Below are 22,690 nucleotides of genomic sequence, written 5' to 3' on the forward strand. Positions count from 1 at the left end.
TTCAACTTGCTCACTGACATCACTGGCATACTTGACTACTTTGTACGGACGACCAGTCACATCGTTGACAGGGTTGTAGCTCGCTTCCAGCCAAACCACCTGGCCATTTTTTCCAACACGCTTGAACTGGCCCTGGAAGAATTCGCCCGAGTTGAGTCGCTGCCAGAAATGATCGTATTCATCGCTGTCGATCCAGCCAGGTTCGCAGAAAAGTCGATGGTGCTGGCCTTGGATCTCGCCAAGGCTATATTTCATTGTTTTCAGAAAGTTATTGTTCGCGGTCAGAATGTGCCCTTCCAAATCGAATTCGATACGTGCAAGAGCATGATCCAACGCCTGGAGTTTGCTTTGGGCTTCGCGGTCGCGCTCGACTTGTCGGGTAATATCAAGTGCGTATGCCACCACCTTGACGATCTCGCCGCCAGTATTGCAAACCGGATTATAGCTCGCCTCCAGCCAAAGGCTTCGGCCCTGGGCATCGAGTCGCTGAAAAGTGCCGGACACGAACTCACCGCGTCCCAAGCGCGCCCAGAATTCCCCATAGTCGCGATCTTGAGCCACTACGCCTGGGCATAGACACCGCTCGTGCTCGCCAACCAGGGTCTCGGCACGGTAACCCGTCAGCTTGAGAAAATTCTCATTGACGCGGAGTATCGTGCCAGCGATATCAAATTCAATGACTGCCATTGAGCGCTCGAGAGTTTGGATCAGACTTCGGTTAGCGCTCGCCTCGGCTTCGAGCCGAGCGATCGTTTTCTTATAATGCGCATTGAACATGGCCATCCTCTCGTAACGTAATCAGGCACGCTGTGGCAGTTAAAGTTTGAACCGTATTGAAATCGTCACGCGCCAATCTCAGGCCATGGCAGGCCCCTAGCACGAATGCCTTGCCCGTGGAAATGACTCGCCTGCCGACTGATTGAGAACTTTAGCTGAGACAAGCGCTCCCTGCGCGCTAAGGCGCCAGAGGCTGAATCAGCCTACTACTGGCCCAGGGACTACCTAGTAGCGATGGCCTTTATAGCAAGACAGGGGAAGATATACCGTTGCGGTTTCCGCCACGAGTTCTGCACTCTTATCAAGCAAGAGCTGGATTGCAAGAATAAGCTCACAAAAGCTTTCATCGGTACAATTTATTTGCTGCAGTTTATCTTGCTGATTCAGCAACCCCCTATGCAGATCAAGCAGGGCGTTCCTCACCGACTCTTCATCATTATTCATCATCTTCTTTTTACTGCCATGTTCGCACGTAGCCGCTGAAGAACAGACTATCTGTCATAGAACCCATTCTTTGACATCGGGACAATATTATTCACGGCCTGATAACGACAACGATAAAATATAACGGCGAAACCTCGGCGAGGACCAAGCATCACGGACCACTGATCAAATGGCAGGAATGAACTTAGCCACCCGTCTAGATTTCCAGCTCTCCTCATCGCAAGCCTTTCAAGCTGCCAGACCTCTTAAACACGAAGAGCTGCAAGGTAGCTACCAAGCGTCAAGAAAAATTAGCACCTGACGCCTGGCCTGTCATCCGACAAGTGGTCCCTTGATAACGAGCGTTGCGCTTTTTTTCCAAAGGTTTCGTTTTTTTTGAAGATAATTAGCAGCCTATCATTTTTTACCCGCTTTCCGGCCTGAGCCATCATGAACTGCCTGCACCTCTTTTGATAACCCACGTCAGGACAATAAAATCCCTTACCAAAAAAGAAAGGAAGAACAACGCCTTTATCAAGGCATCACTACCATCCTTTTAAGCTGAGAGTACCCTGCCTGTTCAATACTTGCGTCGTCTAAGAAGGGTTTCCTGTGGCGATTCACCAAATCTATTCCCGTAGTAACGCATGAATAAATAGCGATTGGTAAATCCCCAGCGCAAGGCTATCTCTGTGACTGAATCCGATTCGTCGGATCCAAGCAGGGCATCATGGCAGCGTTGGAGTCGGATATCTCGAAGTACCGCAAGTGGAGTCATGCCACGGTAGGCCTTGAACAAAAGCTGAAGGTTCCGGCCACTGGTACCGGCAGCCAAAGCGATTTCAGTCAGCCCAATGGGCGTATCGGCTTCCGACACCATAAAATCCAACGCGCGGCGCATCGCCCCGGGAAGCACTTCCAATCTTTTTTTACGTAACCTTTCGGTATAATTATGAGGAACTCGTTCGAGAACGATGCTAAGCAGAGCCTGGCGCAAATGGGCTATGGCGATCGGAGAAGTGAATTCGGATTGACCGATATTGGCCCGCAAGGCTTGGGCCACGCTTGCGATTCCATACCACGCATCGGAACCCACGATGATCATCGGTGAAAAATCCAGGCGTTGTTGGCAAGGAAAACCCTGTAACACGCCCATTTCGCCATGCAAAAGGTCCCCCGGAACCATTATGGTCTCGGTCATCGTATCCGGTTGAAAGTGGCCGGTAATCAAGCGACTGCTATCAACTACGCATAGCTGCCTTGCGCATCGCACCGCATCGGCGTCCTGCATCCGCCATTCCGACATTCCTTCGGTGGTGAAAGACAGAAAGTAAACATTGGTCTCCTGCTGTTTCCGAAAACCCCAACCACTTGGACTCTGGGTCGAGCACAAGAACAGGTCATTGATAAGATAGATGGTCTTCCGATACTCGATCGACCTTGCCTTTGGCAAGATGATGTCCGGAGCGAGTCCGCATCTAGTGTAGTGCGCCTGGAGTTCCTCTTCGTTTTTAATCGTTACCGTAGAAATCCTCGAATCCATTTCTAAAGCATCCTCACATCGGATATGAAACAGAGTCAGTTCCTCTTGCCTCTGGCAAGAACCCTGAGGTGTCCCGCTCAACGGCCGGACCTGTCGCAGTCACTATTCAAAATTCATAAAGCGAAGCCCTTATTCAGCAAAACGAAATCATTCGTTTTCTTTTACGCTGACCTAGGAATCTCTGCCAGCACCTCTGTCTGAGGGTGCTGGCTGGCCACTTGAAAGCGCTACCCAAACGTTATTGCGTTTTCTTCTCCACCTGTTTGCCGGAGATCAGTACGAATGAATACCCGAAAGACAGACTACCATCACATCGTTGACGCTCTGATTAAGGAGTTACGCCCCCTGATGTGCCTGGTTGTGCCGCGCCTAACCGAAGAGGTGCTTCTGATAACGGTCTCAAATCGATTGAGCGATCAGTACTTCTCTTGCCCCAAGGAAATAAGCACTTTGGCCTGCCCTGTTCAGCGTGCCATTTACACCGCAGAAATACGAGCGTTCTTCAACATCGAACCCTAGGTTTTATTGCCTACCCATCAGGCCAATCATAAGCAAAAATTCTAAGCGTTTTGATGTGAAAATTTTGTACAACGCCTAACCAAACCGATGAAACCGTTCCTCCGCTTGAAGCCGGTATGCTGCCACTGCACTAACGCTCTTGCCGTGAAGACTCACGCCTGCGATCAAGGCGCTAAACACCTGTTCACGATCTGACTTCCTGAGAAGATTGCGTAACGAACAAGGTCAAAGCGGCATTATTGATGCCTAGTCAGACCGCATTGAACAGAGGTACCGCCTTCTCCGAAAAGGAGCGCCAACCCATCATCTGGAAGGCCTGCTACCGAGCTGCGTCGACTCACTAGAACGACAACTGGAGCCTGTATGGCCACCTCGATGCCAAACCCAATGATCCAGAGCGCCTCGTTTATCTGCAGTCGCTCTGCGAACACGAACCAAAGGCTCCTCTACGCGACACTGATGTCCGACCCGGAGCGTTTCATCCCATTGCCTAAGATCCCACCATTGCCGATACCTGTCTCACTTATGGCACCCTGTACCACGAAGCACATGGAGGGACGTTTGGCCAACAGCCTGCGTAATTGGCCCGAGCGCGAGGTAGGCGTCATCTGCGTATCGTCTGACTGGAAGCGGCGAGATGCAACTCACTTCCTCGATCGCTACCAAGACCAGTGTCTGGTCTATAACGACGATATTCAGGGCACGGCCAGCGCCGTGCTCGCCGGCCTCTTGACCGCGTTGCAAATCAAAGGAGAGCGGCTGATCGATCAGCGCCATTTCTTTGCGGGTGTGGGCTCAGCCGGGGTAGGCGTCGCCAACAGGCTGGTGGAGGCCATGATTCAAGAGCGGGTAGATCGTCAGGAGGCACGGGCTCGCGTCTCGCTCTTGGACGTCAATGGACTTGTTCAGAACGAGAGAGAGACAATCTGAATCCATGCAGCAGGTCTTCGCTCACAAAGCCAAGCCCGCCCAGGACATGGTTCAGGCGGTGATGTAGCAGCGTCCTGCCGTACTTATCGCGTCAGTACCGTAGGTGGCCTATTCACCGAAAGGCAGGCACCTAGAGACAGGCCGCTAATGAATGTCAGCGAGGCGTTTCATCTCGCTGACTGGCTCGCTCAGCTGAATGCCTTTACTAGATCCGCCCCAACCAGTGCAGCACCAGGCGATAGAGGTGCTGCGGCCAGCGCGACCACCAGCCGCCCTGCTCCACCGCCGCCAGGGCCACCAGCGGGCGGGTCTGCAGGATACGCTCGCCATCCACCAGCTCCAGGCGCCCGACCACGTCCCCCTGGGCGATGGGCGCCACCAGGGGTTCGTCCAGCACCAGGCGCTGCTCTGGTTGGTGCTGGCCCTTGGGGCGGGTCAGCACCACGTCCTGGCTCACCCCCACCGGCAGGGTCGCGCGTGCGCCTTCCCACACCGTCGGGGTACCCAGGGCGACACCGGCCTTGTCGAAGGTCTGGTTGTCGAAGAAGCGGAAGCCGTAGGTGAGCAGTTTCTGCGTATCGGCGGCCCTGTTGTTCAGCGAGGTGGAACCGAACACCGCAGTGATCAGCCGGCGCCCATCGCGCTGCGCCGAGGTCACCATGCAATAGCCCGCCGCCTCGGTGTGGCCGGTCTTGAGACCATCCACGGTGTGGTCACGCCAGAGCAGCAGGTTGCGGTTGGGCTGGCGGATGCCGTTCCAGGTGAAGTACTTCTTGGCATAGAGCTCGTAGTAGGCCGACTCGTCCTGGATGATGGCGCGAGCCAGCAACGCCATGTCGTAGGGCGAGGAAAAGTGCTCGGGATCGGGCAGCCCGGTGGGATTCATGAAATGGCTGTCGTGCAGGCCGAGGCGCTGGGCGGTGGCGTTCATCAGGCTGGCGAAGCTCTCCTCGCTGCCGGCGATGTGCTCGGCCAGGGCCACGCTGGCATCGTTGCCCGAATCGATGACGATGCCCTGCAGGAGGTCGTGGATCGAGACCTGGCTGCGCGGATCGAGGAACATCCGCGAACCCTCGGTGCGCCAGGCGTGCTCGCTGACGGTGACCTGGTCGTCCACCTTGAGCCGCCCGGCCTGGATGTCGCGGGTCGCCACATAGACGGTCATCAGCTTGGTCAGGCTGGCCGGCGGCAGGTGCTCGTGGGAATCCTCCTCGGCGATCACCTGGCCGGTGGTGGCATCCAGCAGCACCCAGGCCTTGGCCGAGAGCTGGGGTGGCGAGGGAATCAGGGCATCGGCGGTGGGCACGGCGTCCGCCTGGCCGAGCCAGGCGAGGCAGAGGGCGGCAAGGCCCAGGCGGAGGAAGGGGTGTTTCACGAGCGGCGCATCCAGTTCAACGGTAAGGCCCGCCACCCTAGGAAAGCCCTGCCCCAGGCGCAAATGAAGGAAAATGAAGAAAAATTTAGGGAGCCGGCGCCTCAGCCAGCGCTGGCGATCACTACCCGCGCGCCGGTCGGCTCGGCGGCTTCGATGCTCAGGCTAAAGCCATGCAAGCGCACGATGGCGGCGACCAGCGACAGCCCCAGGCCGTAGCCGGGCTGCTGGCGACTGGCATCGCCGCGATAGAGCCTGCGCAGCACGCTCTCGCGCTCGGCTTCGGGGATGCCGGGGCCGTCGTCGATGACCTCGATGCGCAGTCCGGCCCCGGCGGCGTAGGCGACCAGCCGCACCCGGCCACCCACCGGGGCGAACTTGACCGCGTTGTCCAGCAGGTTGACCAGCGCCTCGAACAGCAACTCCGCGTCGCCCTGCACCGCCGGCAGGTCAGCGGCCAGTTCCAGGGTCAGGGTCTGGGCCTTTTCCTGGGCCATCGGCTCATAGAACTCATGGGCCTGGCGCAACAGCGCGGCCAGCTCCAGCGGGGCGAAGGCGATGCGCCGCCGGGTGTCCTCCAGCTCGGAGATGCGCAGCAGCCCCTGGAAGCGCGACATGATGGCCTCGGTCTCGGCCAGCGCCTCGCCCAGCCTCTCGGCCTGGGGCTCGGCCAAGGGCAACTGCTGGAGCTGATGCAGTCGCGCGCGCAGCCGCGTCAACGGGGTGCGCAGGTCATGGGCGATGCCGTCGCACACGCCCTTCACCTCGTGCATCGAGCGCTCCAACTGGGCCAGGGTGGTGTTGACCGCATCGGCCAGCATGTCCAGTTCGTCGTGGCGCGGTGACAACGGCAGCCGCTCTTCCAGGTGGCCGGCGACGATGAGTTCCAGGCTGCTCTGCAGCCGCTCCACCCGCCGCAAGGGTCGCCGACGCAGCAGGTGCCAGCCGATCAGGCCCGGGATCAGGGTCAGCGACAGGCCCCAGAACAACGCCTGCCCGATGATGCCGCCCACCGCCGAAATGGAGCCGCCGTCGCGGGCCAGCACCAGGATGCGACCGTCCGGGCGGCGTTGCAGGAAGGCATGGCTGCTGCGGGTTTCGTCCAGGGCGTCGGCGGTCTTCAGACCGCGCTGCAGATAGTGCACCCGGCCATCGTCGGGCAGGCTGCGCAAGAGCTTCACCAGATTGCCGGCGAGGTAGCGGCCGTCGGCCTCGAACAGGCCGTAGGCGTCGATGCCCGGAATGGAATAGCTCTCGCTGGCCTGCAGTTCCGCCAGCAGGTCGGCGTCGGCCACCTTGCGATAGTAGTGCGCCCGCTGCAGCAGGGTACGTTCCGCCACCGCGCCCAGGTAGCCGGAGATCTGCCAATAGAGCACCCCGGTGAACACCGCGCCCCAGGCGGCGAAGAACAGCGCGGAGAGGGCCAGCAGGCGGCTGCTGCCGGAGCGCCAGCGCCTGGCCGGGGCTTTAGTCCGGGACGACGAGGACATAACCCGCTCCCCGTACCGTGTGCACCAGCGGCCGTCCGGCCGGTTCGATCTTGCGTCTCAGGCGGCCCATGTGGACATCGATGATGTTGGTGCCGGGGTCGAAGTGATAACCCCAGACCTGCTCGAAGAGCATGGTGCGGGTCACCAGTTGCCCGGCGTTGCGCATCAGGTAGGTGAGGATCTTGAACTCGGTGGGCAGCAGGGCGATGGCTTCCCCGCCGCGGGTCAGGGTGTTGTCGATCAGATCCAGGGTCAGCTCGCCCACCTTGAGCTGGTGGCTGGCGGACTGGACCGCCGGCCGCCGCAGCAGGGCCTCCAGGCGCGCCACCATTTCCACCAGGGAAAACGGCTTGGTCAGGTAGTCGTCGCCGCCGCACCTCAGGCCGCGGACCCGCTCGTCGACGTCGGACAGGGCGCTGACCATCAGCACCGGCGTGGCGATGCCGAGGCCGCGCAGGGTACTGACGATGGTCAGGCCGTCGAAGTCCGGCAACATGCGGTCGAGGGTGATGATGTCGTGGCCGCCGGCGATGGCGGCGGCCAGGCCGTCGCGTCCGGTGCTTTCCCAGCGCACCTGGTAGTCCTGCGCGCGCAAGGCGCTGGCGATGGACTGGGCGGTCACCTCATCGTCCTCGATGACCAAAGCCTGGGTCATGGTTGCCTCTCGATGTCGTCCCCGGTTCAGCGGACCGCACACCCTAGGGAAAACCCCAGGGCCGGTAAACTAAATTTTTTTTCATCCGGACTCACGCGCCAAACAGGCGCGCGAGGTCTATCGTCGGTCTTTTCCATCGAGAGTCCTTGCCATGTTCCGACGTCTACCCTCCCTCGCCCTGGGCGCCCTGCTGCTGGCCTCCACCACCCCGCTGCTCGCCGCGCAGCCCACCACCCTCACCATCCTGAGCTCGGGCGGCATCATGGGCGCCATCCGCGAGGTGGCTCCAGCCTACGAGAAGGCCACCGGGGTGAAACTGGAGATCGCTGCCGCGCCGTCCATGGGCGATACGCCCCAGGCCATCCCCAATCGCCTGGCGCGCAACGAGCCGGCCGACGTGGTGCTGATGGTGGGTTCGGCGCTGGACAAGCTGATCGCCGATGGCCAGGCGGTGAAGGACAGCCGCGTCGACCTCGGCCAGTCGTTCATCGCCCTGGCGGTGCGCAAGGGTGCGCCCAAGCCGGACATCTCGACCATGGACGCCTTCAAGAAGACCCTCGAAAACGCCCAGTCGGTGGCCTATTCCGACAGCGCCAGCGGCGTCTACCTGTCACACATCCTCTTTCCGCGCCTGCAGCTGGGCGAGGCCTTCAAGGCCAAGGCGCGCATGATCCCCGCCGTACCGGTGGGCGAGGTGGTGGCCCGTGGCGAAGCCCAGCTGGGCTTCCAGCAGCTGAGCGAACTCAAGCCCGTGCAAGGCATCGACATCGTCGGCCTGATCCCCGACCAGGCACAGAAGATGACCCTCTACTCCGGCGCCGTGGTCAGCAAGAGCCCGCACCCCGATGCCGCCCGTGCCCTGCTCAAGTACCTGGCCTCGAAGGACGCCGCCAAGGCCATCGAGGACAGTGGTCTCAAGCCCATCCCCGCCCAGTGAGCCCCGGGGAGTCGCCCATGCGGCGACTCCCCCTCCCCCCTGGCTACCAGAGCGCCAGGTCGTAGGTCAGGTACAGGCGATTGCTGTCCCGGCCCCGAGCGAAGTCCGCGCGATAGACGTAGTTGCGCAGCTTGACGCCAAAGCCCTTGAGCGCTCCCTTGGGCACCACGTAGGCCAGCTCCACGTCGCGCTCCCACTCGTGCAGGCCTGCATTGCCGGAGCGGCCGTTGTCGCCGCTGATGTAGCGCGTCATGAAGGTCAGCCCGGGCAAGCCAACGGACTTGAAGTCGTAGGCATAGCTGAGCAGCCAGCTCTTCTCGTCTTCCTCGATGAACTTGCCGATGCCGACGTTGCTGAAGGAATAGACGGTGGCGCCGCTGATGTATGGCAGGCCGGCGTCGCCACTCAGCTTCTGCAGCCCCGCGCCAAGGGTGTGGCCGCTGTGGGCGTAGGTCAGCTGGCCGCTGAGCATGGCGTTATCGATCTTGCCCGCGTAGGCCGCGCCGCTGTCGCGACTCTTGAAATACCGCAGGTCGCTGGTCAGCACACCCCCCGCCAGCGGCAGGTCGTGCTGGATACCGGCGAAGTCCTGGCGGTAGAAGTTGTCCAGCTCGCCATGGAAGTAGCTCAGGCGCAGGGTCTTGCCGACCCGGTAGTCGGCCCCGGCATAGCTGAAATCGCCTGACTGTCCCCCGTTGTAGCCATCGGCGAAGAGGCCGTTGCTGTCGGTGGAATCGCGCAGCTTGAATTTGTCCAGGTGGGCCAGGGTCAGGGTCAGGCCGGCGATGTCGTCGCTGGTCAGCTGGGTACCCTGGTAGGTCTGGGGCAGCAGCCGGGCGTCGTTGTAGACCAGCACCGGGGTCTTGGGCAGCAAGGTGCCGTGCTTGACCACCGTCTTGCCCAGCCGCGCCTTGGCGGTGGCGCCGAAGGAACTGGCCTCCGCCGCCGCGCGCCCATCGCTGTGCACCGGCAAGAGGCCGGTGCCGCTGCGCCCACGCCCGGAGTCCAGGCGCAGCCCGAGCAGGCCGATGGCGTCCAGGCCAAAACCGACGGTGCCCTGGGTGAAGCCCGAGCGGTAATCCAGCAGCAAGCCCTGGGCCCATTCGGTGCGCTCGCTCTTGGCCGTGGCGGCAGCGCGGGCACTCAGGCCCTGTTCATCGCGGAAGTTCTCGTTGAAGTAGACGTTGCGCAGTTGCAGCTTGAGCTTGCTGTCTTCGAGGAAGCCGGCGGCATCGGCGAAGGGCACGCAGGCGCACAGGGCGGCACAACCCGCGCCCCTCTTGAGAAGTTGGGACATTGGCGTTCTCTTGTTGTTGGCGAAGCGAGGGCGCTGGGGAGCCGGCACGCAGGCGCGGACCGGCTCCCCGGGCGATCAGACGAAGAAGGAGATGGCGCCGGTGAGCAGCGCGAGCGCGGTGATGACCAGGGAAGTCAGCACCGCCCATTTGACGGTGGCCTTCTGGAAGTCGCCGATGTCGCGGTCGACCATGCCCACCAGCAACAGGGTGGACGCCACCAGCGGGCTCATCAGGTGCACCGGCTGCCCCAGCACCGAGGCGCGGGCGATCTCCACCGGATCGATGCCGTAGGCCGCGGCGGCGTTGGCCAGGATGGGCACCACGCCGAAGTAGTAGGCATCGTTGGACAGCACGAAGGTCAGCGGCATGCTGGTAATGGCCACCACCAGCGGGAACCAGTGGCCCCAGGCCGGCGGAATCCAGTCGACCAGGGTCTGGGCCAGGGCATCGACCATCTTGGTGCCGGAGAAGATGCCGGCGAAGATGCCGGCGGCGAACACCAGCAGCACCACGGTCATGGCATTGCCGGAATGCGCCAGGATGCGCTCCTTCTGCAGCTCCAGCTGCGGATAGTTGATCATCAGCGCCAGCACGAAGCCGATCATGAACAGGATGGCCGCGTGCATCACGCCCATGACCAGGGCGGTCATCACCGCGATCACCAGCACCAGGTTGACGTAGGCCAGGCGCGGCCGCTTGGTCGGCGAATCGCCGAGGATCTCCTCGATGTAGCACTTGCCGCCCGCAGCCCCGCCGCTTTCCAGGGCGACATTGCCGATGCGCGCGCGTTCACGGCGGCCCAGCAGGAAGGCGGTGAACACCACCCAGGCCGCGCCGCCGATCACCGTGGGCAGCATGGGGATGAAGTAGGCGGTGGCATCCAGCCCCAGCGCCGCGATGGCGCGGGTGGCCGGGCCGCCCCAGGGACTCATGCCGCTCATGATGCTCAGCGAGAGCATGGAGACGGTCGCCAGCACCATGGGGTCCATGCCGATGCGCCTGTACAACGGCAGCATGGCCGCGCAGGTGATCATGTAGGTGGTGGTGCCGTCGCCGTCCAGGGCCACCAGCAGCGACAGCAGCGCGGTGCCGATGGCGATCTTCACCGGATCGCCGTTGACTCTCTTGAGGATCTTGCGGATCAGGGGATCGAACAGCCCGGCGTCGATCATCAGGCCGAAGAAGAGGATGGCGAACAGCAGCAGCGCCGCCGAGGGGGCCACCATCTTCAGGCCGTCGAGCATCATCTTGCCCGTGGTCGGGGCGAAGCCACCGATGAGGGCGAAGACGATGGGCACCACGGTGAGCGCCACGATGGGCGACAGACGTTTACTCATGATCAGGTAGGTGAAGGTCACCACCATGATCAAACCGAGGAGTGCGAGCATGAGCGTATCCCTTGATTCTTGTTGTGTTCTTATCGGAAGAGCGGCTGCACGCGGCGCAGCCGACCCCGCCCCCCGGCCAGCTGACGGCGCGGAGGTGGGGCTACAGCGGTGCAACTCGTTAGCGAATAGCGATCAGGCGTGGGGACGGGCTTCCGGCGCGGGCCACTCGGGCGCTTCGGTCACGGCCAGGGGTTGGGCCTTGCCGGTTTCCAGGGCGCGCATCAGTTTCTCGCGGTCGCAGGCGTCTTCGGCCAGGGAGATCACCACGGTGGCCACGGCGTTGCTGGCCAGGCTGGTGAGGGCGCGGGCTTCGGACATGAAGCGGTCGATGCCGATCAGCAGTGCCAGCCCCGCCAGCGGGATGTCGTGGATCACGGTGAGGGTCGAGGCCAGGGCGACGAAGCCGCTGCCGGTGACCCCGGCCGCGCCCTTGGAGGACAGCAGCATGATCGCCAGCATGGTCAGGGTCTGGCCGACGGTGAGGTCGATGTTACAGGCCTGGGCGATGAACACCGCGGCCAGCGACAGGTAGATGGCGGTGCCGTCCAGGTTGAAGGAGTAGCCGGTGGGCAGCACCAGGCCGACCACGCCCTTCTTGCAGCCCAGGCCTTCGAGCTTCTGCAGCATGCGCGGCAGCACCGGCTCGGTGGACGAGGTGCCCAGTACCACCAGGAATTCCTCGCGGAAGTAGCGCAACAGCTTCCACAGGCTGAAGCCACGCGAGCGGCACAGCGCGCCCAGTACCACGAAGACGAAGAAGGCGCAGGCGATGTAGAGGGTGGCGATCAGCTTGGCCAGGGAGCCCAGCGAGGTGATGCCGTACTGGCCCACGGTGAAGGCCAGGGCGCCGAAGGCGCCCACCGGCGCGAAGCGCATCAGGTAGCCGAAGATGCGAAAGACCATCTGCGATGCCGACTCCAGCACCTCCAGCACCGGTCGGCCACGCTCGCCCATGGCGGACAGCGCGAAACCGCAGAGCACGGCGATGAACAGCACCGGCAGCACCTCACCCTTGTTGAACGCCCCCATGAAGGTGTCCGGGATGATGTGCATGAAGAAGTCGACCACGCTGAGCTTGGCCGCCGATGCCGTGTACTGGGCGATGCCGGCGGTGCTGAGGGTCGCCGGGTCGATGTTCATGCCCACGCCCGGCTGGAACAGATACACGGCGCCGAGGCCGATGAACAGGCTGATGACGGTCAGCACCAGGAACAGCAGCAGGGTCTTGCCCATCAGGCGACCCAGGGTGCTCTTGTCGGTCATGCCGGCGATGCCGGTGACGATGGTGCAGAACACCACTGGGGCGATCATCATCTTGATCAGCTTGATGAAGGCGTCACCCAGGGGCTTGAGCGCAACGGCCTGTTGCGCCCAGAAGTGACCGACCAGCACCCCGAGGACCACGGCGCAGAGGATCTGGAAGTACAGCGATTTGGCGAGTTTCATGAGGCATCACCCTTTATTGAAGTTGTGTGGATGCGCTGGTGGGTGGGGTCTTGGAGCCTGTTCACAATCTCGCGAGCTAGAGCCAAACAAGGCGAAAATGGCTGAGGAAGCGGACCGGGCTGGCGACCCAGGCCATTTTCAACGCGGTTTGGCCGACGCGCAGCAGATCTTGAACAGGCTCTTGCGTCAGCCGGCGAGCCTTCGTGCGATGGGCGCGTACACGTGGCCGGCGAACAGTCGGCGCGCGGTCCGGACGACCGAGGCCTGGATGGTAGTGCCGTCCGCGCCGCCGCGCGACAGCACCACGTCGATACCACCGCTGGGATGCTCCAGACGGACATTGGTCAGATCACGCGCCGACTCGCCGAGCAACGCCATCACCACGGTCTCCGGGGTGACGCAGGCGGTGGCCAGGCCGATGGAGCCGGTGATGGCCAGCGCCCGGTGACAGCTGTGCGGCATGAAGTAGCGCACCTGTAGGGTGCCACCCTGCTGCGGCGGGGAGATCAGCACCGGCTTGGGGATCACCTTGCCGCTGACATCGCCCAGGCCCATGGCCCGACCCGCCTGCAGACGCAGGGCTTCGAGCCGCGCCAGCAACGTCGCGTTGGCGTCCAGCTCGGCCGGCCGCTCGCTGCCGGTCACGCCCAGGTGGCGGGCGTCGACGATCATCATCGGCATGGCCATGTCGATGCAGGTCACTGGCACGCCGTCGAAGACATCGGTGGCCCGGCCGGTGGGAAACAGCTTGCCGGTCTTGCTGCCCACGGCGTCGAGAAAGGTCAGCTGCACCGGCGCGGCGGTGCCGGGCACGCCGTCGATGGCGGTGTCGCCCTCATAGCGCACCACGCCGCCGGGCGTGTGCACCAGGGAATCGACGAAGCTGTCGGTGTTGAGGTTACGGATGCGCACCAGGGTCTTGCCGTCTCTGGCGGCGACCAGCCCCTGCTCCACGGCGAAGGGACCCACGGCGCAGAGCATGTTGCCGCAGTTGGGTGCGGTATCGACGCGCCGCTCGGCGACCATCACCTGGACGAAGAGATAGTCGACGTCGGCATCGGGATGACTGGACGGGCTGATGATGGCGACCTTGCTGGTCTGGGGACTGCCGCCACCGATGCCGTCGATTTCCAGCTCGTGGCCGGCACCCATGAGATCGATCAGCATCTCGTCGCGCTGGACGGGATCACTGGGCAGGTCGCTGGCGTGAAAGAAGGGGCCCTTGGAGGTGCCGCCTCGCATGAGAACGCAGGGAATACGTTGCATGACTTCTGACTCTTGTTGATCAATAGCGGTTATTGATGTTCTAGGAGCAAGATTGGCAGCCAGAGATAAATCTATCCAATGCAAATATCAGCGCTATTATTCCACTTGGATAATCAATAAACTGGGTTTCCGGGACAGGGCGTTCATGGACTACGAGCTGCAAGACATTCGATCTTTCGTGAAAATCGCCGAACTGGGCAGCTTCCATGAGGCGGCCGATGCTCTGCACCTGTCGCAGCCGGCCTTGAGTCGGCGCATCAAGAAGCTGGAAGACGGCCTGGGCACGCCCCTGCTCGAACGCACCACTCGTCGCGTCGGCCTCACCAGCGTCGGGCGCGATTTCCTGCCCAAGGCGCGCCGGCTGCTGGACGATTTCGAGGATTCCATCCTCAGCATCCGCGAACTGGCCGAGCGCCAGACCGGCCAGGTCACCCTGGCCTGCATTCCCACCGCGGCCTTCTACTTCCTGCCCTCGGTGATCCGCCAGTACAACGAGCAATACCCCAAGATCCGCATCCGGCTGCTGGACCTCAGTGCCAACGACGGCCTGGAAGCCGTGTTGCGCGGCGAGGCCGACTTCGGCATCAACATGCTCAGCGGCCAGCACCCGGACATCGAATTCGTGCCTCTGGTGCAGGAGCAATTCGTACTGGCCTGTCGGCGTGACCACGAACTGGCCGGACGCCCGTCGATCAGTTGGGCCGAGCTGGTCGAGCACCGCCTGATCGGCGTGGGGCGCCTGAGCGGTAACCGGGTGCTGCTCGACCATGCCCTCTCCGCACGGGGCATCCGCCCCAAGTGGTTCTATGAGGTGCAGCACCTGTCCACCTCCCTGGGCATGGTGGAAGCCGGCCTCGGCGTCTCGGCCATGCCCAGCCTGGCCATGCCGGATGCCGACCACCCGACCCTGGTCAGCGTGCCCCTCAGCGATCCGGAAGTGACGCGGACCCTCGGCCTGGTCTCGCGCCGTGGCGCCTCGCTGTCGCCCGCCGCGGAAAAATTCGTCGCCATCCTGCTCGGCCAGTGGCAGACCGAACGGCCCTAGCCCGGGCCTGCGCCCCGGCACGGCTTGCGCCGGGGCGGCCAAGCGCCAGTATCCAGTGAACGTCGCGCCCGGTCGGGCGGTCTGTTGGCTGCAACAACTGGTTACGGTCGGGTCCGCTTATGTCCTTTGCGCGAAAGTCGCGTCGTTCTTCTTCCTGTCCGGGGAGTACCTCGAGGCACCGACTGGCGGCCGGGTCCATCGCTGGCCTGCTGCTGGCCGCTTCGCTCAGCGGATGTTCGCCGCTGCAGCACGGCTTTCTCGCCCCGGCCGGTCTCGCCGCCAGTGGCGAACGCGACCTGCTGCTGTGGATCGTCGGCCTGGCGCTGGTGGTGGTCCTGCCGGTAATCCTGCTCACCCCGCTGATCGTCTGGCGCTATCGCCACGGCAATGACCGCGCCGCCTACCGGCCGCGCAGGGAATTCTCCTGGCTGCTGGACCTCTTCGCCTGGGGCGTGCCGGCGCTGATCGTCGCGGTCCTGGCGGTACTGGTCTGGACCCGCACCCACAGCCTCGATCCCTATCGCTCGCCAACGCCCAACGTGGCGCCGCTGGAGGTCCAGGTGATCGGCCTGGACTGGAAGTGGCTGTTTCTCTATCCCGACCAGCGCATCGCCACGGTCAATGAGCTGGTCTTGCCGGCGGGGCGGCCGGTACAGCTCAGGCTCACCAGCGATACGGTGATGCAATCCCTGCTGTTGCCGCGCCTGGGCGGCCAGATCTACGCCATGGCCGGCATGCAGACCCAGCGCTATCTGCAGATTCCGGCGCCCGGCCAATTCGAGGGCCGCAACGCCCAGTACAGCGGCGAGGGCTTCCAGGACCAGCATTTCCCGATCCGGGTGCTGGATGCGAAGGACTTCCAGGCCTGGACCGAGAACGGCACTCAGGCCCGCGAAGCCCTGGACTGCGCCCATTACCAGGTGCTGGCGCGCCCCGGCACCCTGGAGCAGGCCGCCCGGTTGCGCCTGACCCAACCCGCCCTCTTCGCCTGGGTGCTGGCCCGCTATCGCCAGCATCCGGTACCCGCCTGCGACACCTTCCAGAGAGCCACCCATGACTGAATCCTCGGCCCTCTGGCAGTTCCTGTTCGGCCGCCTGGGTTATGACGCCCTGCCCTTCTACAGCCTGATCGCCACCTGCGGCGCCAGCGTGGTGATCCTCGGCGCCCTCGCCGCCGCCGGGGCGATCACCTGGCTCGGCAAGTGGCGCTATCTCTGGCGGGAATGGTTCACCAGCCTGGACCACAAGCGCATCGGCATCCTGTATGTGGTGCTGGCCCTGGTCATGTTCAGCCGCGGCGTAGTGGAAGGCGTGATGATGCGCACCCAGCAGGCCCTGGCCATCGATGCGCCGGGCTATCTGCCACCGGAGCACTTCGGCCAGCTGTTCAGCACCCACGGCACCATCATGGTGTTCTTCGTCGCCATGCCCTTTCTCACCGGGCTGATCAACTTCGTCATGCCGCTGCAGATCGGCGCTCGCGACGTGCGCTTTCCGCTGCTCAACGCCATCAGCCTCTGGCTGACCGTGGCCGGTGCCGCCCTGGTGATGGTCTCGCTGGTGCTGGGGCGTTTTTCCACCGGTGGCTGGAGCGGCTACCCGCCCTATACCGGCGTCCAATACCAGCCCGGCGTCGGCCCGGACTACTGGATCTGGGCGCTGACCCTGAGCTCCCTGGGCAGCACCCTCACCGGCCTCAACTTCGCGGTCACCCTCTACAAGGAAAGAGCGCCGGGGATGCGCCTGTTCCAGATGTCGCTGTTCAGCTGGACAGCGCTGTGCACCAGCATCCTGATGATCTTCGCCATGCCGCCGCTGACCGTGGCCACCCTGCTGCTGGCCCTGGACCGCTACCTGGACTTCCATTTCTTCACCAATACCCAGGGCGGCAACCTGATGAACTACATCAACCTCTTCTGGCTGTTCGGCCACCCGGAGGTGTACATCCTGATCCTGCCGGCCTTCGGGGTGTTCTCCGAGGTCTTCGCCACCTTCTCCACCAAGCGGCTCTATGGCTATCACTCGCTGGTCTGGGCCACCCTGGTGATCGCCGTGCTGTCCTTTACCGTCTGGCTGCACCACTTCTTCACCATGGGCCAGAGCCCGAAGATCAATGCCGCCTTCGGCATCGCCACCATGCTCATCGGCATCCCCACCGGGGTGAAGATCTACGACTGGATGGCGACCATGTTCCGCGGCCGCATCCGCCTGACCACGCCGCTGATCTATGCGGTGATGTTCATCATGCTGTTCGTCATCGGCGGCCTCACCGGCATCACCCTGGCCACGCCGCCGGTGGACTACCAGGTGCACAACACCGTCTACCTGGTCGCCCACTTCCACAACATGCTGATCCCCGGAATGCTGTTCGGCATGCTGGCGGGCTATCACTTCTGGTTTCCCAAGGCCTTCGGCTTTCGCCTCGACGAGCGCTGGGGCCGCATCGCTGCCCTGAATTTCGGCCTGGGCTTCATCCTCGCCTTCATGCCGTTGTACGTGCTGGGTGTCTCCGGCCTGCCGCGGCGCAGCCAGGCCATCCACAACCCCGATTTCGCCCCGCTGCTGTGGGTCGCCGAACTCGGCGCTATGGTGCTGCTGGCCGCCACGGCCAGCCTGGTGATCCAGCTGGTGGTGAGCATCCGCCGCCGCGACGGTGCGCGGGTACCGGCGGGCGACCCCTGGAACGGCCGCACTCTGGAATGGGCGGTCGCCGCGCCGCCGCCGGAGTACAACTTCGCCGTGCCGCTGCCGATCAACGACCGCGATCCCTTCACCTGGCTCAAGGAACACGGCCTGGCCTACGACCGGCCGCGCACCTATGCCGACATCGTCCTGCCGAAGAACAGTGCCGTCCCGGCCATCGTCGGCGCGGCGGGCTTCGCCTGCGCCTTCGGCCTGGTCTGGCATATCGGCTGGATGGCGGTACTGGGCCTGCTGGTAGCCTGGGGCGCAGTGATCGCCCGCAGTTTCCAGCGCGATACCGAGCGACTGATCTCGGCGGCGGACATCCGGCGCGAACACGAGGCCTGGCTGGATGAGGTCGCCGCGACGCGGGCGGTCAACCGTGACGAGGAAACCGGGCCGAGCAATCGCGGCCTGGCGGAGCTGGGGCCATGAGTCCGCGCGATATGAACCACGCCGGCCTCAACGTCGGCGCCACCGACCACGCCACCCACGCCGAGGCCGAGTACTCGCTGTTCGGCTTCTGGATCTTCCTGATGAGTGACGCCCTGGTGTTCGCGCTGCTGTTCGCGATCTACGCGACGCTGCAGCACGCCACTGCCGGGGGACCGGTCGCCCGGGACGTCTTCGAGATCGGTAGCGTGACCCTGCAGACCCTGGCGCTGCTGGCCAGCAGCTTCACCTACGGCCTGGCGTCACTGGCGATGAAGTACCACGAGGGTCGCCTGCGGCCCCTGGTGATCTGGCTGCTGGTGACCCTGGCCCTGGGCCTGGTCTTTCTCGGCCTGGAACTGCACGACTTCCTCGGCATGGCGGACCAGGGCGCCCTGCCCCAGCGCAGCGCCTTTCTCTCGGCCTTCTTCGCCCTGGTGTGCATGCACGGCGTCCACGTCGCCAGTGGCTGTCTGTGGCTGGTGGTGATGCTGGTGCAGCTCAAGGTGTTCGGCCTGGATACGTCGGTGAAGACCCGGCTGATGCGCCTGGGCCTGTTCTGGCATTTTCTCGATATCGTCTGGGTGGCCATCCTCTCGGTGGTCTACCTGCAGGGGCTGCTGCCATGAAGCGGGATGACTATCGTCGGGAGCTGACGAGCTATGTGATCGGCCTGGGATTGGCCGTGACGCTGAGCCTGGTCCCCATCGGCCTGGTGCTTTTCCCGACCTGGCCACGGGGGACGACCCTGGCCATCGTCTTCGGCCTGGGCCTGCTGCAGATCCTGGTACACCTGCGCTGCTTCCTGCACGTCAGCCTGGGCCGCTCGCACCGCCACGACCTCTATCTGCTGCTGTTCACCAGCCTGATCCTGGTGCTGATGGTGGTGGGCAGCCTGGTGGTGCTGGGTGATCTGCAGCACCGCATGCATTGATCGGCTTGCCGCCCAGGTGCGCGGCAAGCCGATCTCTTTGCACCTTAGAACCTGTTCACGATCTCGCGAGCTAGAGACAAACAAGGCGAAAATGCCTGAGGAAGCGGAGTTTACGAGTGGTAAATGAGCATTCCGAAGGCATTTTCAACGCCGTTTGGCCGACGCGCAGCAGATCGTGAAAAGGTTCTTACTGGGTGCGCGTCACCCGCCAGACGGTATTGGCCAGGTCGTCGGCGATGATGACGCCGCCGCGCTGATCCACCGCCACCCCGACCGGTCGGCCGCGGGTCTTGCCATCGTCGCCGAAGAATCCGGTGGCGAAGTCGATGGGCTCGCCGGCCGGACGTCCCTGCTGGAAGGGCACGAAGACCACCCGGTAGCCTACCGGCTTGTCGCGGTTCCAGCTGCCGTGTTCACCGACGAAGACCCCATCGGTGAATTGCCCGCCCACCGCCGCGGTGGAAAAGGCCACGCCCAGGGCAGCGACATGGGAGCCCAGGCTGTAGTCGGGCTTGATGGCCGCGGCCACCTTGGCCGGGTCCTGCGGCTGGGCGCGGGTATCGACGTTCTGCCCCCAGTAGCTGTAGGGCCAGCCGTAGAAGCCCCCTTCGCGGATGGAGGTCAGGTAATCCGGCACCAGGTCCGGGCCGATTTCGTCGCGCTCGTTGGCCACCGCCCACAGCTGGCCGCTACCGGGCTGCATGGCCAGGGCCGTGGGGTTGCGCACCCCGGTGGCGTAGGTCTTGTGGGCGCCGCTCTGGGCATCGATCTGCCAGATCACCGCGCGATCCACCTCCACCTCCATGCCGCGCTCGCCGACGTTGCTGTTGGAGCCGATGCCCACGTACAGATAACGGCCATCGGGGCTGACGGTGAGCGCCTTGGTCCAGTGGTGGTTGATCGCCGCCGGCAGGTCCACCAGCTTGTCGGGCGCGGCGCTGGCCTGGGTCTGACCATCCTGGTAGGGGAAACTCACCAGGGCATCCTGGTTGGCCACGTAGATGCGGCCATTGGCGAAGGCCAGGCCATAGGGCGCGTTGAGATTCTCGGCGAACACCGTCTTGAGTTCGTATTTGCCGTCGCCGTCGGCGTCGCGCAGCAGGGTCAGGCGATTGCCGCCCTTCACCTGGGTGTTGCCCTGGGCCTTGATGTAGCCGGCGATGACGTCCTTGGGCTTCAGCTTGGGCGCGTTCCCACCACGGCCCTCGGCCACCAGGATGTCGCCATTGGGCAGCACCAGCATCTGCCGCGGAATGCGCAGGTCGGTAGCGATGGCGGTGATGGTGTAGCCCTGGGGCACGGTGGGCGTGCGATCGCCCCAGGGGGCCGGTTCGGCGATTTTCATGCTCGGCAAGAGGCCGCGCTGGGGTTCGGGCAGCTTGGGATCGGGGCCGCGGGCCTGGGTGTCGGCGCCACCCTCGTTGCCGCAGGCGGCCAGCAGCACGGCCAGACCGAGGATGCTCAAGGCTCTTGGAGTGCTCATCGGACTACCTCCGAACGCAGGTTGGACAGACCGATCCAGGCAGCCACCAGGCTCAGCACCGAGACCACTACCGAGAGGATCAGCCCAGCAGGCATTACCGCCCAGGCATCCTTGGCGTGTTCGAAGGCGTTGACCAGCCCCAGCACCCAGGCCAGCAGCAGCAGGAGAAAATAGGCCGCCGGCCGGCGACCGCGGAAACGCGCGCCGAACAGATTGCCCAGGGCGAACAGCAACGCCAGGCCGGAGAGCAACAGCGCCCCGGCGATCAGCCAGGCGGCGAAGTTGGCCCACTGGATCTGGTAGGTCTGGTAGTAGGCGATGTCGCTGATCAGCGCACCGATGAACAGCGGGATGGAACCGGCCAGCAACAGCGCATGCAGCGGGCCGGGCCGAACGGGATAGGAACGATGAGCAGCTACGGTCACGGACGACTCCTTTTCATGACGGGCGCCGCGGGCCATACAGCCAGCGCGGCGAGAAGGACGCACTGAAAGGGATTGCCCACGCGCCGGGTTAGTTCAGCCGTTTCGCCTGGCGGACACCTCTTGCAAAAGACTGGCTGGCGGTCGGGCCATTCGTGATAAAAGTCAGTTTTATTACAAGACAGCTTGCCCATGGTCAGCATCCATCCCGTCGACCGCGACTCCCGGCGGGCGGCGATCGTTCTCGCGCTCTGCTTGCCCAGCGACGTCCTGCTCTATCTCATCCTGCCGATGAATGCCGAGGCCTTCGGCATCGGCCTGACCGAAGCCGGCATACTGCTCGCCGCCAATCGCCTGGTGCGCATCTTCGGCTACCGCTACGTGGTACAGGGCTATGCCCGCTTCGGCGACCGCCACAGCCTCATGCTCGCCGCCGGGGTGGCAGCGCTGTGCGCCCTGGGCAACGCGACACTCTCGGGCTTCTGGTGGCTGATCCTGCTGCGGCTGGCCTGGGGCCTGTGCTTCGCGGTGCTCAACCTCTCCACCCAGGTACTGGCCACCGCCGAGCCAGGCGGCGCCGCACGCCGCTCGGGTACCTCTCGCGCCCTGATCGCCATCGGCCCCATGCTGGCGCTGCCCCTAGGCGCCTGGATCACCCTGCACTTCGGTCCGCGGTTGATCTTCCTCCTGCTCGCCGGCTTCTGCCTGATGGGCCTGCTGGTGGCCAGCCGGCTGCCGACGCAGCCCCATCGACTCGCCAGCACGGGTCGGCGTTTCCGATGGCCCGACCGTATCGCCATCTGGTCCTTCATCGAGGGCGTTGCCCTGGATGGCCTGTTCATCTTCGGTCTCTCGGTCTTCGCCCAGGCCGCCCTCGGTGGCAACGCGGTGCTGATCGCCGGGCTGCTGATGGCCCTGCGCTACGCCTCGGAGATGAGCCTGAGTCCCCTGGGTGGCTGGGCCGCCGAGCGCTACGGTGCGGCGGCCATGCTGGTGGCCTTTTCTGCTCTCACGGCCCTGGCACTGAGCGCCTTCGGCTGGCACTGGTTGGTGCTAGGGGGCGGCAGCGTGCTGATCCTGCGGGCACTGCAGCTGCCGCTGGTGGTGACCCTCGTAGCGGCGCGTCATCCTGGCCAGGCACGGGTGCAGGCGCTGGCCGCCAATGCCGTCTGGCGCGACGTGGGAGCGGGCCTCGGTCCGTTGCTGGCCGGTGTCCTGCTGCCGCTGCTGTCACCCGCCTGGGTCTATCCGCTCGCCGGTCTCGCCATCCTGGCCAGTGCCCTGGCCTGTCGGCAGATCGCGCGGACGCCGGCGTAGATACCAGCGCCGCGCGTTCCGGACTAGGGTCTGTACGAAAAATGCCTGCCCTCGGTGATGCTTCGTTGAAAAAGGCCTGGGTCGCCAGCCCGGTCGGAATGCTCATTTACCACTCGTAAACCCGAGCGCGGGTCCGATCCGCTTCCTCAGCCTTTTTCGCCTCGCCTAACCGTCGCTCGGCGACTTGTCGTACAGAACCTAGGCTCTGTACGAAAAATACTGGCGCAGACAGCGCAGCGTGCAAGCGAGCGTGACCATCGCCGCGAAACTTTTTGCCAGCTTGTCGTAGCGAGTGCCGATCCTGCGACTCTCCTTCAGCCAGCCGAACATC

Annotated in this window: 19 protein-coding genes and 2 pseudogenes; 8 read left to right on the top strand and 13 right to left on the bottom strand. The window is 63.7% G+C overall.

What is annotated here, in order from left to right; all coding sequences use genetic code 11:
* Window positions 1-12: 12 nt before the first annotated feature.
* The 3 genes and pseudogenes from AR540_RS26435 to AR540_RS08515 form a co-directional block, all read right to left on the bottom strand.
* Window positions 13-783: pseudogene (locus tag AR540_RS26435) on the bottom strand (PAS domain-containing protein); the annotation flags it as partial.
* A 219-nt stretch (window positions 784-1,002) separates the two neighbouring features.
* Window positions 1,003-1,224: a hypothetical protein gene (locus AR540_RS25295; protein WP_160328335.1), complete on the bottom strand. Its 222-nt coding sequence runs from the start codon at window positions 1,222-1,224 to the stop codon at window positions 1,003-1,005.
* A gap of 556 nt (window positions 1,225-1,780) precedes the next feature.
* Window positions 1,781-2,743 carry a helix-turn-helix transcriptional regulator gene (locus AR540_RS08515; protein WP_059227837.1) on the bottom strand — a complete coding sequence of 321 codons (963 nt, stop codon included), beginning with the start codon at window positions 2,741-2,743 and terminating at the stop codon, window positions 1,781-1,783.
* 1,080 nt (window positions 2,744-3,823) lie between these two features.
* Here AR540_RS08515 and AR540_RS08525 point away from each other — a divergent pair.
* Window positions 3,824-4,192, top strand: a complete 369-nt coding sequence (locus AR540_RS08525; RefSeq protein ID WP_160328336.1) for a malic enzyme-like NAD(P)-binding protein — start codon at window positions 3,824-3,826, stop codon at window positions 4,190-4,192.
* Between the two features lie 205 nt (window positions 4,193-4,397).
* Here AR540_RS08525 and AR540_RS08530 read toward each other — a convergent pair whose 3' ends face one another.
* The 3 genes from AR540_RS08530 to AR540_RS08540 form a co-directional block, all read right to left on the bottom strand.
* Window positions 4,398-5,567 carry a D-alanyl-D-alanine carboxypeptidase family protein gene (locus tag AR540_RS08530; RefSeq protein WP_059227842.1) on the bottom strand — a complete coding sequence of 390 codons (1,170 nt, stop codon included), beginning with the start codon at window positions 5,565-5,567 and terminating at the stop codon, window positions 4,398-4,400.
* A 101-nt stretch (window positions 5,568-5,668) separates the two neighbouring features.
* Window positions 5,669-7,054 (bottom strand): sensor histidine kinase, encoded by a 1,386-nt coding sequence (locus AR540_RS08535; RefSeq protein ID WP_059227844.1) that lies wholly within the window; start codon window positions 7,052-7,054, stop codon window positions 5,669-5,671.
* A complete protein-coding gene (locus AR540_RS08540; RefSeq protein ID WP_059227846.1) occupies window positions 7,032-7,709 on the bottom strand; it encodes a response regulator transcription factor in 678 nt (225 codons plus the stop codon). The genes AR540_RS08535 and AR540_RS08540 overlap by 23 nt, the downstream gene beginning before the upstream one ends.
* A 151-nt stretch (window positions 7,710-7,860) precedes the next feature.
* On the opposite strand from AR540_RS08540, the gene AR540_RS08545 reads away from it, so the two are divergent.
* On the top strand, window positions 7,861-8,646 hold the full coding sequence (locus AR540_RS08545; RefSeq protein WP_082706939.1) for a substrate-binding domain-containing protein: 786 nt from the start codon (window positions 7,861-7,863) through the stop codon (window positions 8,644-8,646).
* 43 nt (window positions 8,647-8,689) lie between these two features.
* Here AR540_RS08545 and AR540_RS08550 read toward each other — a convergent pair whose 3' ends face one another.
* The 4 genes from AR540_RS08550 to AR540_RS08565 all read right to left on the bottom strand — a co-directional run bounded on the left by AR540_RS08550 (window position 8,690) and on the right by AR540_RS08565 (window position 14,044).
* On the bottom strand, window positions 8,690-9,943 hold the full coding sequence (locus AR540_RS08550) for an OprD family porin (RefSeq protein ID WP_059227848.1): 1,254 nt from the start codon (window positions 9,941-9,943) through the stop codon (window positions 8,690-8,692).
* A gap of 75 nt (window positions 9,944-10,018) precedes the next feature.
* A complete protein-coding gene (locus AR540_RS08555) occupies window positions 10,019-11,332 on the bottom strand; it encodes a CitMHS family transporter (RefSeq protein WP_059227850.1) in 1,314 nt (437 codons plus the stop codon).
* Window positions 11,333-11,464: 132 nt separating this feature from the next.
* Window positions 11,465-12,778 (bottom strand): C4-dicarboxylate transporter DctA, encoded by a 1,314-nt coding sequence (gene dctA / locus AR540_RS08560; RefSeq protein WP_059227852.1) that lies wholly within the window; start codon window positions 12,776-12,778, stop codon window positions 11,465-11,467.
* A 186-nt stretch (window positions 12,779-12,964) separates the two neighbouring features.
* The gene (locus AR540_RS08565) at window positions 12,965-14,044 is read right to left on the bottom strand and encodes a 4-oxalomesaconate tautomerase (protein ID WP_082706940.1); all 1,080 of its coding nucleotides are present in this window, start codon (window positions 14,042-14,044) and stop codon (window positions 12,965-12,967) included.
* 145 nt (window positions 14,045-14,189) lie between these two features.
* Here AR540_RS08565 and AR540_RS08570 point away from each other — a divergent pair, with 145 nt between their 5' ends.
* The 5 genes from AR540_RS08570 (at window position 14,190) to AR540_RS08590 (ending at window position 19,137) form a co-directional block, all read left to right on the top strand.
* Window positions 14,190-15,089, top strand: a complete 900-nt coding sequence (locus AR540_RS08570; protein ID WP_059227857.1) for a LysR family transcriptional regulator — start codon at window positions 14,190-14,192, stop codon at window positions 15,087-15,089.
* Between the two features lie 119 nt (window positions 15,090-15,208).
* Window positions 15,209-16,150, top strand: a complete 942-nt coding sequence (locus AR540_RS08575) for a hypothetical protein (RefSeq protein ID WP_059227859.1) — start codon at window positions 15,209-15,211, stop codon at window positions 16,148-16,150.
* Entirely contained in the window at window positions 16,143-18,206 is a 2,064-nt protein-coding gene (locus AR540_RS08580) for a cbb3-type cytochrome c oxidase subunit I (protein ID WP_065242513.1), read from the top strand. Before AR540_RS08575 ends, AR540_RS08580 begins: the two co-directional genes overlap by 8 nt.
* Window positions 18,203-18,832: a cytochrome c oxidase subunit 3 gene (locus tag AR540_RS08585; protein WP_059227861.1), complete on the top strand. Its 630-nt coding sequence runs from the start codon at window positions 18,203-18,205 to the stop codon at window positions 18,830-18,832. Before AR540_RS08580 ends, AR540_RS08585 begins: the two co-directional genes overlap by 4 nt.
* Window positions 18,829-19,137 carry a cytochrome o ubiquinol oxidase subunit IV gene (locus tag AR540_RS08590; RefSeq protein ID WP_059227862.1) on the top strand — a complete coding sequence of 103 codons (309 nt, stop codon included), beginning with the start codon at window positions 18,829-18,831 and terminating at the stop codon, window positions 19,135-19,137. Before AR540_RS08585 ends, AR540_RS08590 begins: the two co-directional genes overlap by 4 nt.
* 187 nt (window positions 19,138-19,324) lie before the next feature.
* Here AR540_RS08590 and AR540_RS08595 read toward each other — a convergent pair whose 3' ends face one another.
* Together AR540_RS08595 and AR540_RS08600 are read right to left on the bottom strand one after the other, a co-directional pair.
* On the bottom strand, window positions 19,325-20,620 hold the full coding sequence (locus AR540_RS08595) for a PQQ-dependent sugar dehydrogenase (protein ID WP_059227864.1): 1,296 nt from the start codon (window positions 20,618-20,620) through the stop codon (window positions 19,325-19,327).
* Entirely contained in the window at window positions 20,617-21,045 is a 429-nt protein-coding gene (locus AR540_RS08600) for a DUF2231 domain-containing protein (protein WP_059227866.1), read from the bottom strand. Before AR540_RS08600 ends, AR540_RS08595 begins: the two co-directional genes overlap by 4 nt.
* 189 nt (window positions 21,046-21,234) lie before the next feature.
* Here AR540_RS08600 and AR540_RS08605 point away from each other — a divergent pair, with 189 nt between their 5' ends.
* Window positions 21,235-22,359, top strand: coding sequence for an MFS transporter (locus AR540_RS08605; protein ID WP_059227868.1), 1,125 nt, complete (start codon window positions 21,235-21,237; stop codon window positions 22,357-22,359).
* A gap of 198 nt (window positions 22,360-22,557) precedes the next feature.
* Here AR540_RS08605 and AR540_RS24695 read toward each other — a convergent pair.
* Window positions 22,558-22,690 (bottom strand): annotated as a pseudogene (locus tag AR540_RS24695) (IS5/IS1182 family transposase); the annotation flags it as partial.

Origin of the sequence: Pseudomonas sp. EpS/L25 (genome assembly GCF_001512295.1) — a bacterium.
Lineage (GTDB): Bacteria > Pseudomonadota > Gammaproteobacteria > Pseudomonadales > Pseudomonadaceae > Chryseomonas.

Bases quoted from the DNA above. Each gene is read 5' to 3' on its own strand.
- AR540_RS25295 (WP_160328335.1), bottom strand. From the start codon at position 1,224: ATGATGAATAATGATGAAGAGTCGGTGAGGAACGCCCTGCTTGATCTG.
- AR540_RS08515 (WP_059227837.1), bottom strand. From the start codon at position 2,743: ATGGATTCGAGGATTTCTACGGTAACGATTAAAAACGAAGAGGAACTC.
- AR540_RS08535 (WP_059227844.1), bottom strand. From the start codon at position 7,054: ATGTCCTCGTCGTCCCGGACTAAAGCCCCGGCCAGGCGCTGGCGCTCC.
- AR540_RS08540 (WP_059227846.1), bottom strand. From the start codon at position 7,709: ATGACCCAGGCTTTGGTCATCGAGGACGATGAGGTGACCGCCCAGTCC.
- AR540_RS08545 (WP_082706939.1), top strand. From the start codon at position 7,861: ATGTTCCGACGTCTACCCTCCCTCGCCCTGGGCGCCCTGCTGCTGGCC.
- AR540_RS08550 (WP_059227848.1), bottom strand. From the start codon at position 9,943: ATGTCCCAACTTCTCAAGAGGGGCGCGGGTTGTGCCGCCCTGTGCGCC.
- AR540_RS08555 (WP_059227850.1), bottom strand. From the start codon at position 11,332: ATGCTCGCACTCCTCGGTTTGATCATGGTGGTGACCTTCACCTACCTG.
- dctA (WP_059227852.1), bottom strand. From the start codon at position 12,778: ATGAAACTCGCCAAATCGCTGTACTTCCAGATCCTCTGCGCCGTGGTC.
- AR540_RS08565 (WP_082706940.1), bottom strand. From the start codon at position 14,044: ATGCAACGTATTCCCTGCGTTCTCATGCGAGGCGGCACCTCCAAGGGC.
- AR540_RS08570 (WP_059227857.1), top strand. From the start codon at position 14,190: ATGGACTACGAGCTGCAAGACATTCGATCTTTCGTGAAAATCGCCGAA.
- AR540_RS08575 (WP_059227859.1), top strand. From the start codon at position 15,209: ATGTCCTTTGCGCGAAAGTCGCGTCGTTCTTCTTCCTGTCCGGGGAGT.
- AR540_RS08580 (WP_065242513.1), top strand. From the start codon at position 16,143: ATGACTGAATCCTCGGCCCTCTGGCAGTTCCTGTTCGGCCGCCTGGGT.
- AR540_RS08585 (WP_059227861.1), top strand. From the start codon at position 18,203: ATGAGTCCGCGCGATATGAACCACGCCGGCCTCAACGTCGGCGCCACC.
- AR540_RS08590 (WP_059227862.1), top strand. From the start codon at position 18,829: ATGAAGCGGGATGACTATCGTCGGGAGCTGACGAGCTATGTGATCGGC.
- AR540_RS08595 (WP_059227864.1), bottom strand. From the start codon at position 20,620: ATGAGCACTCCAAGAGCCTTGAGCATCCTCGGTCTGGCCGTGCTGCTG.
- AR540_RS08605 (WP_059227868.1), top strand. From the start codon at position 21,235: ATGGTCAGCATCCATCCCGTCGACCGCGACTCCCGGCGGGCGGCGATC.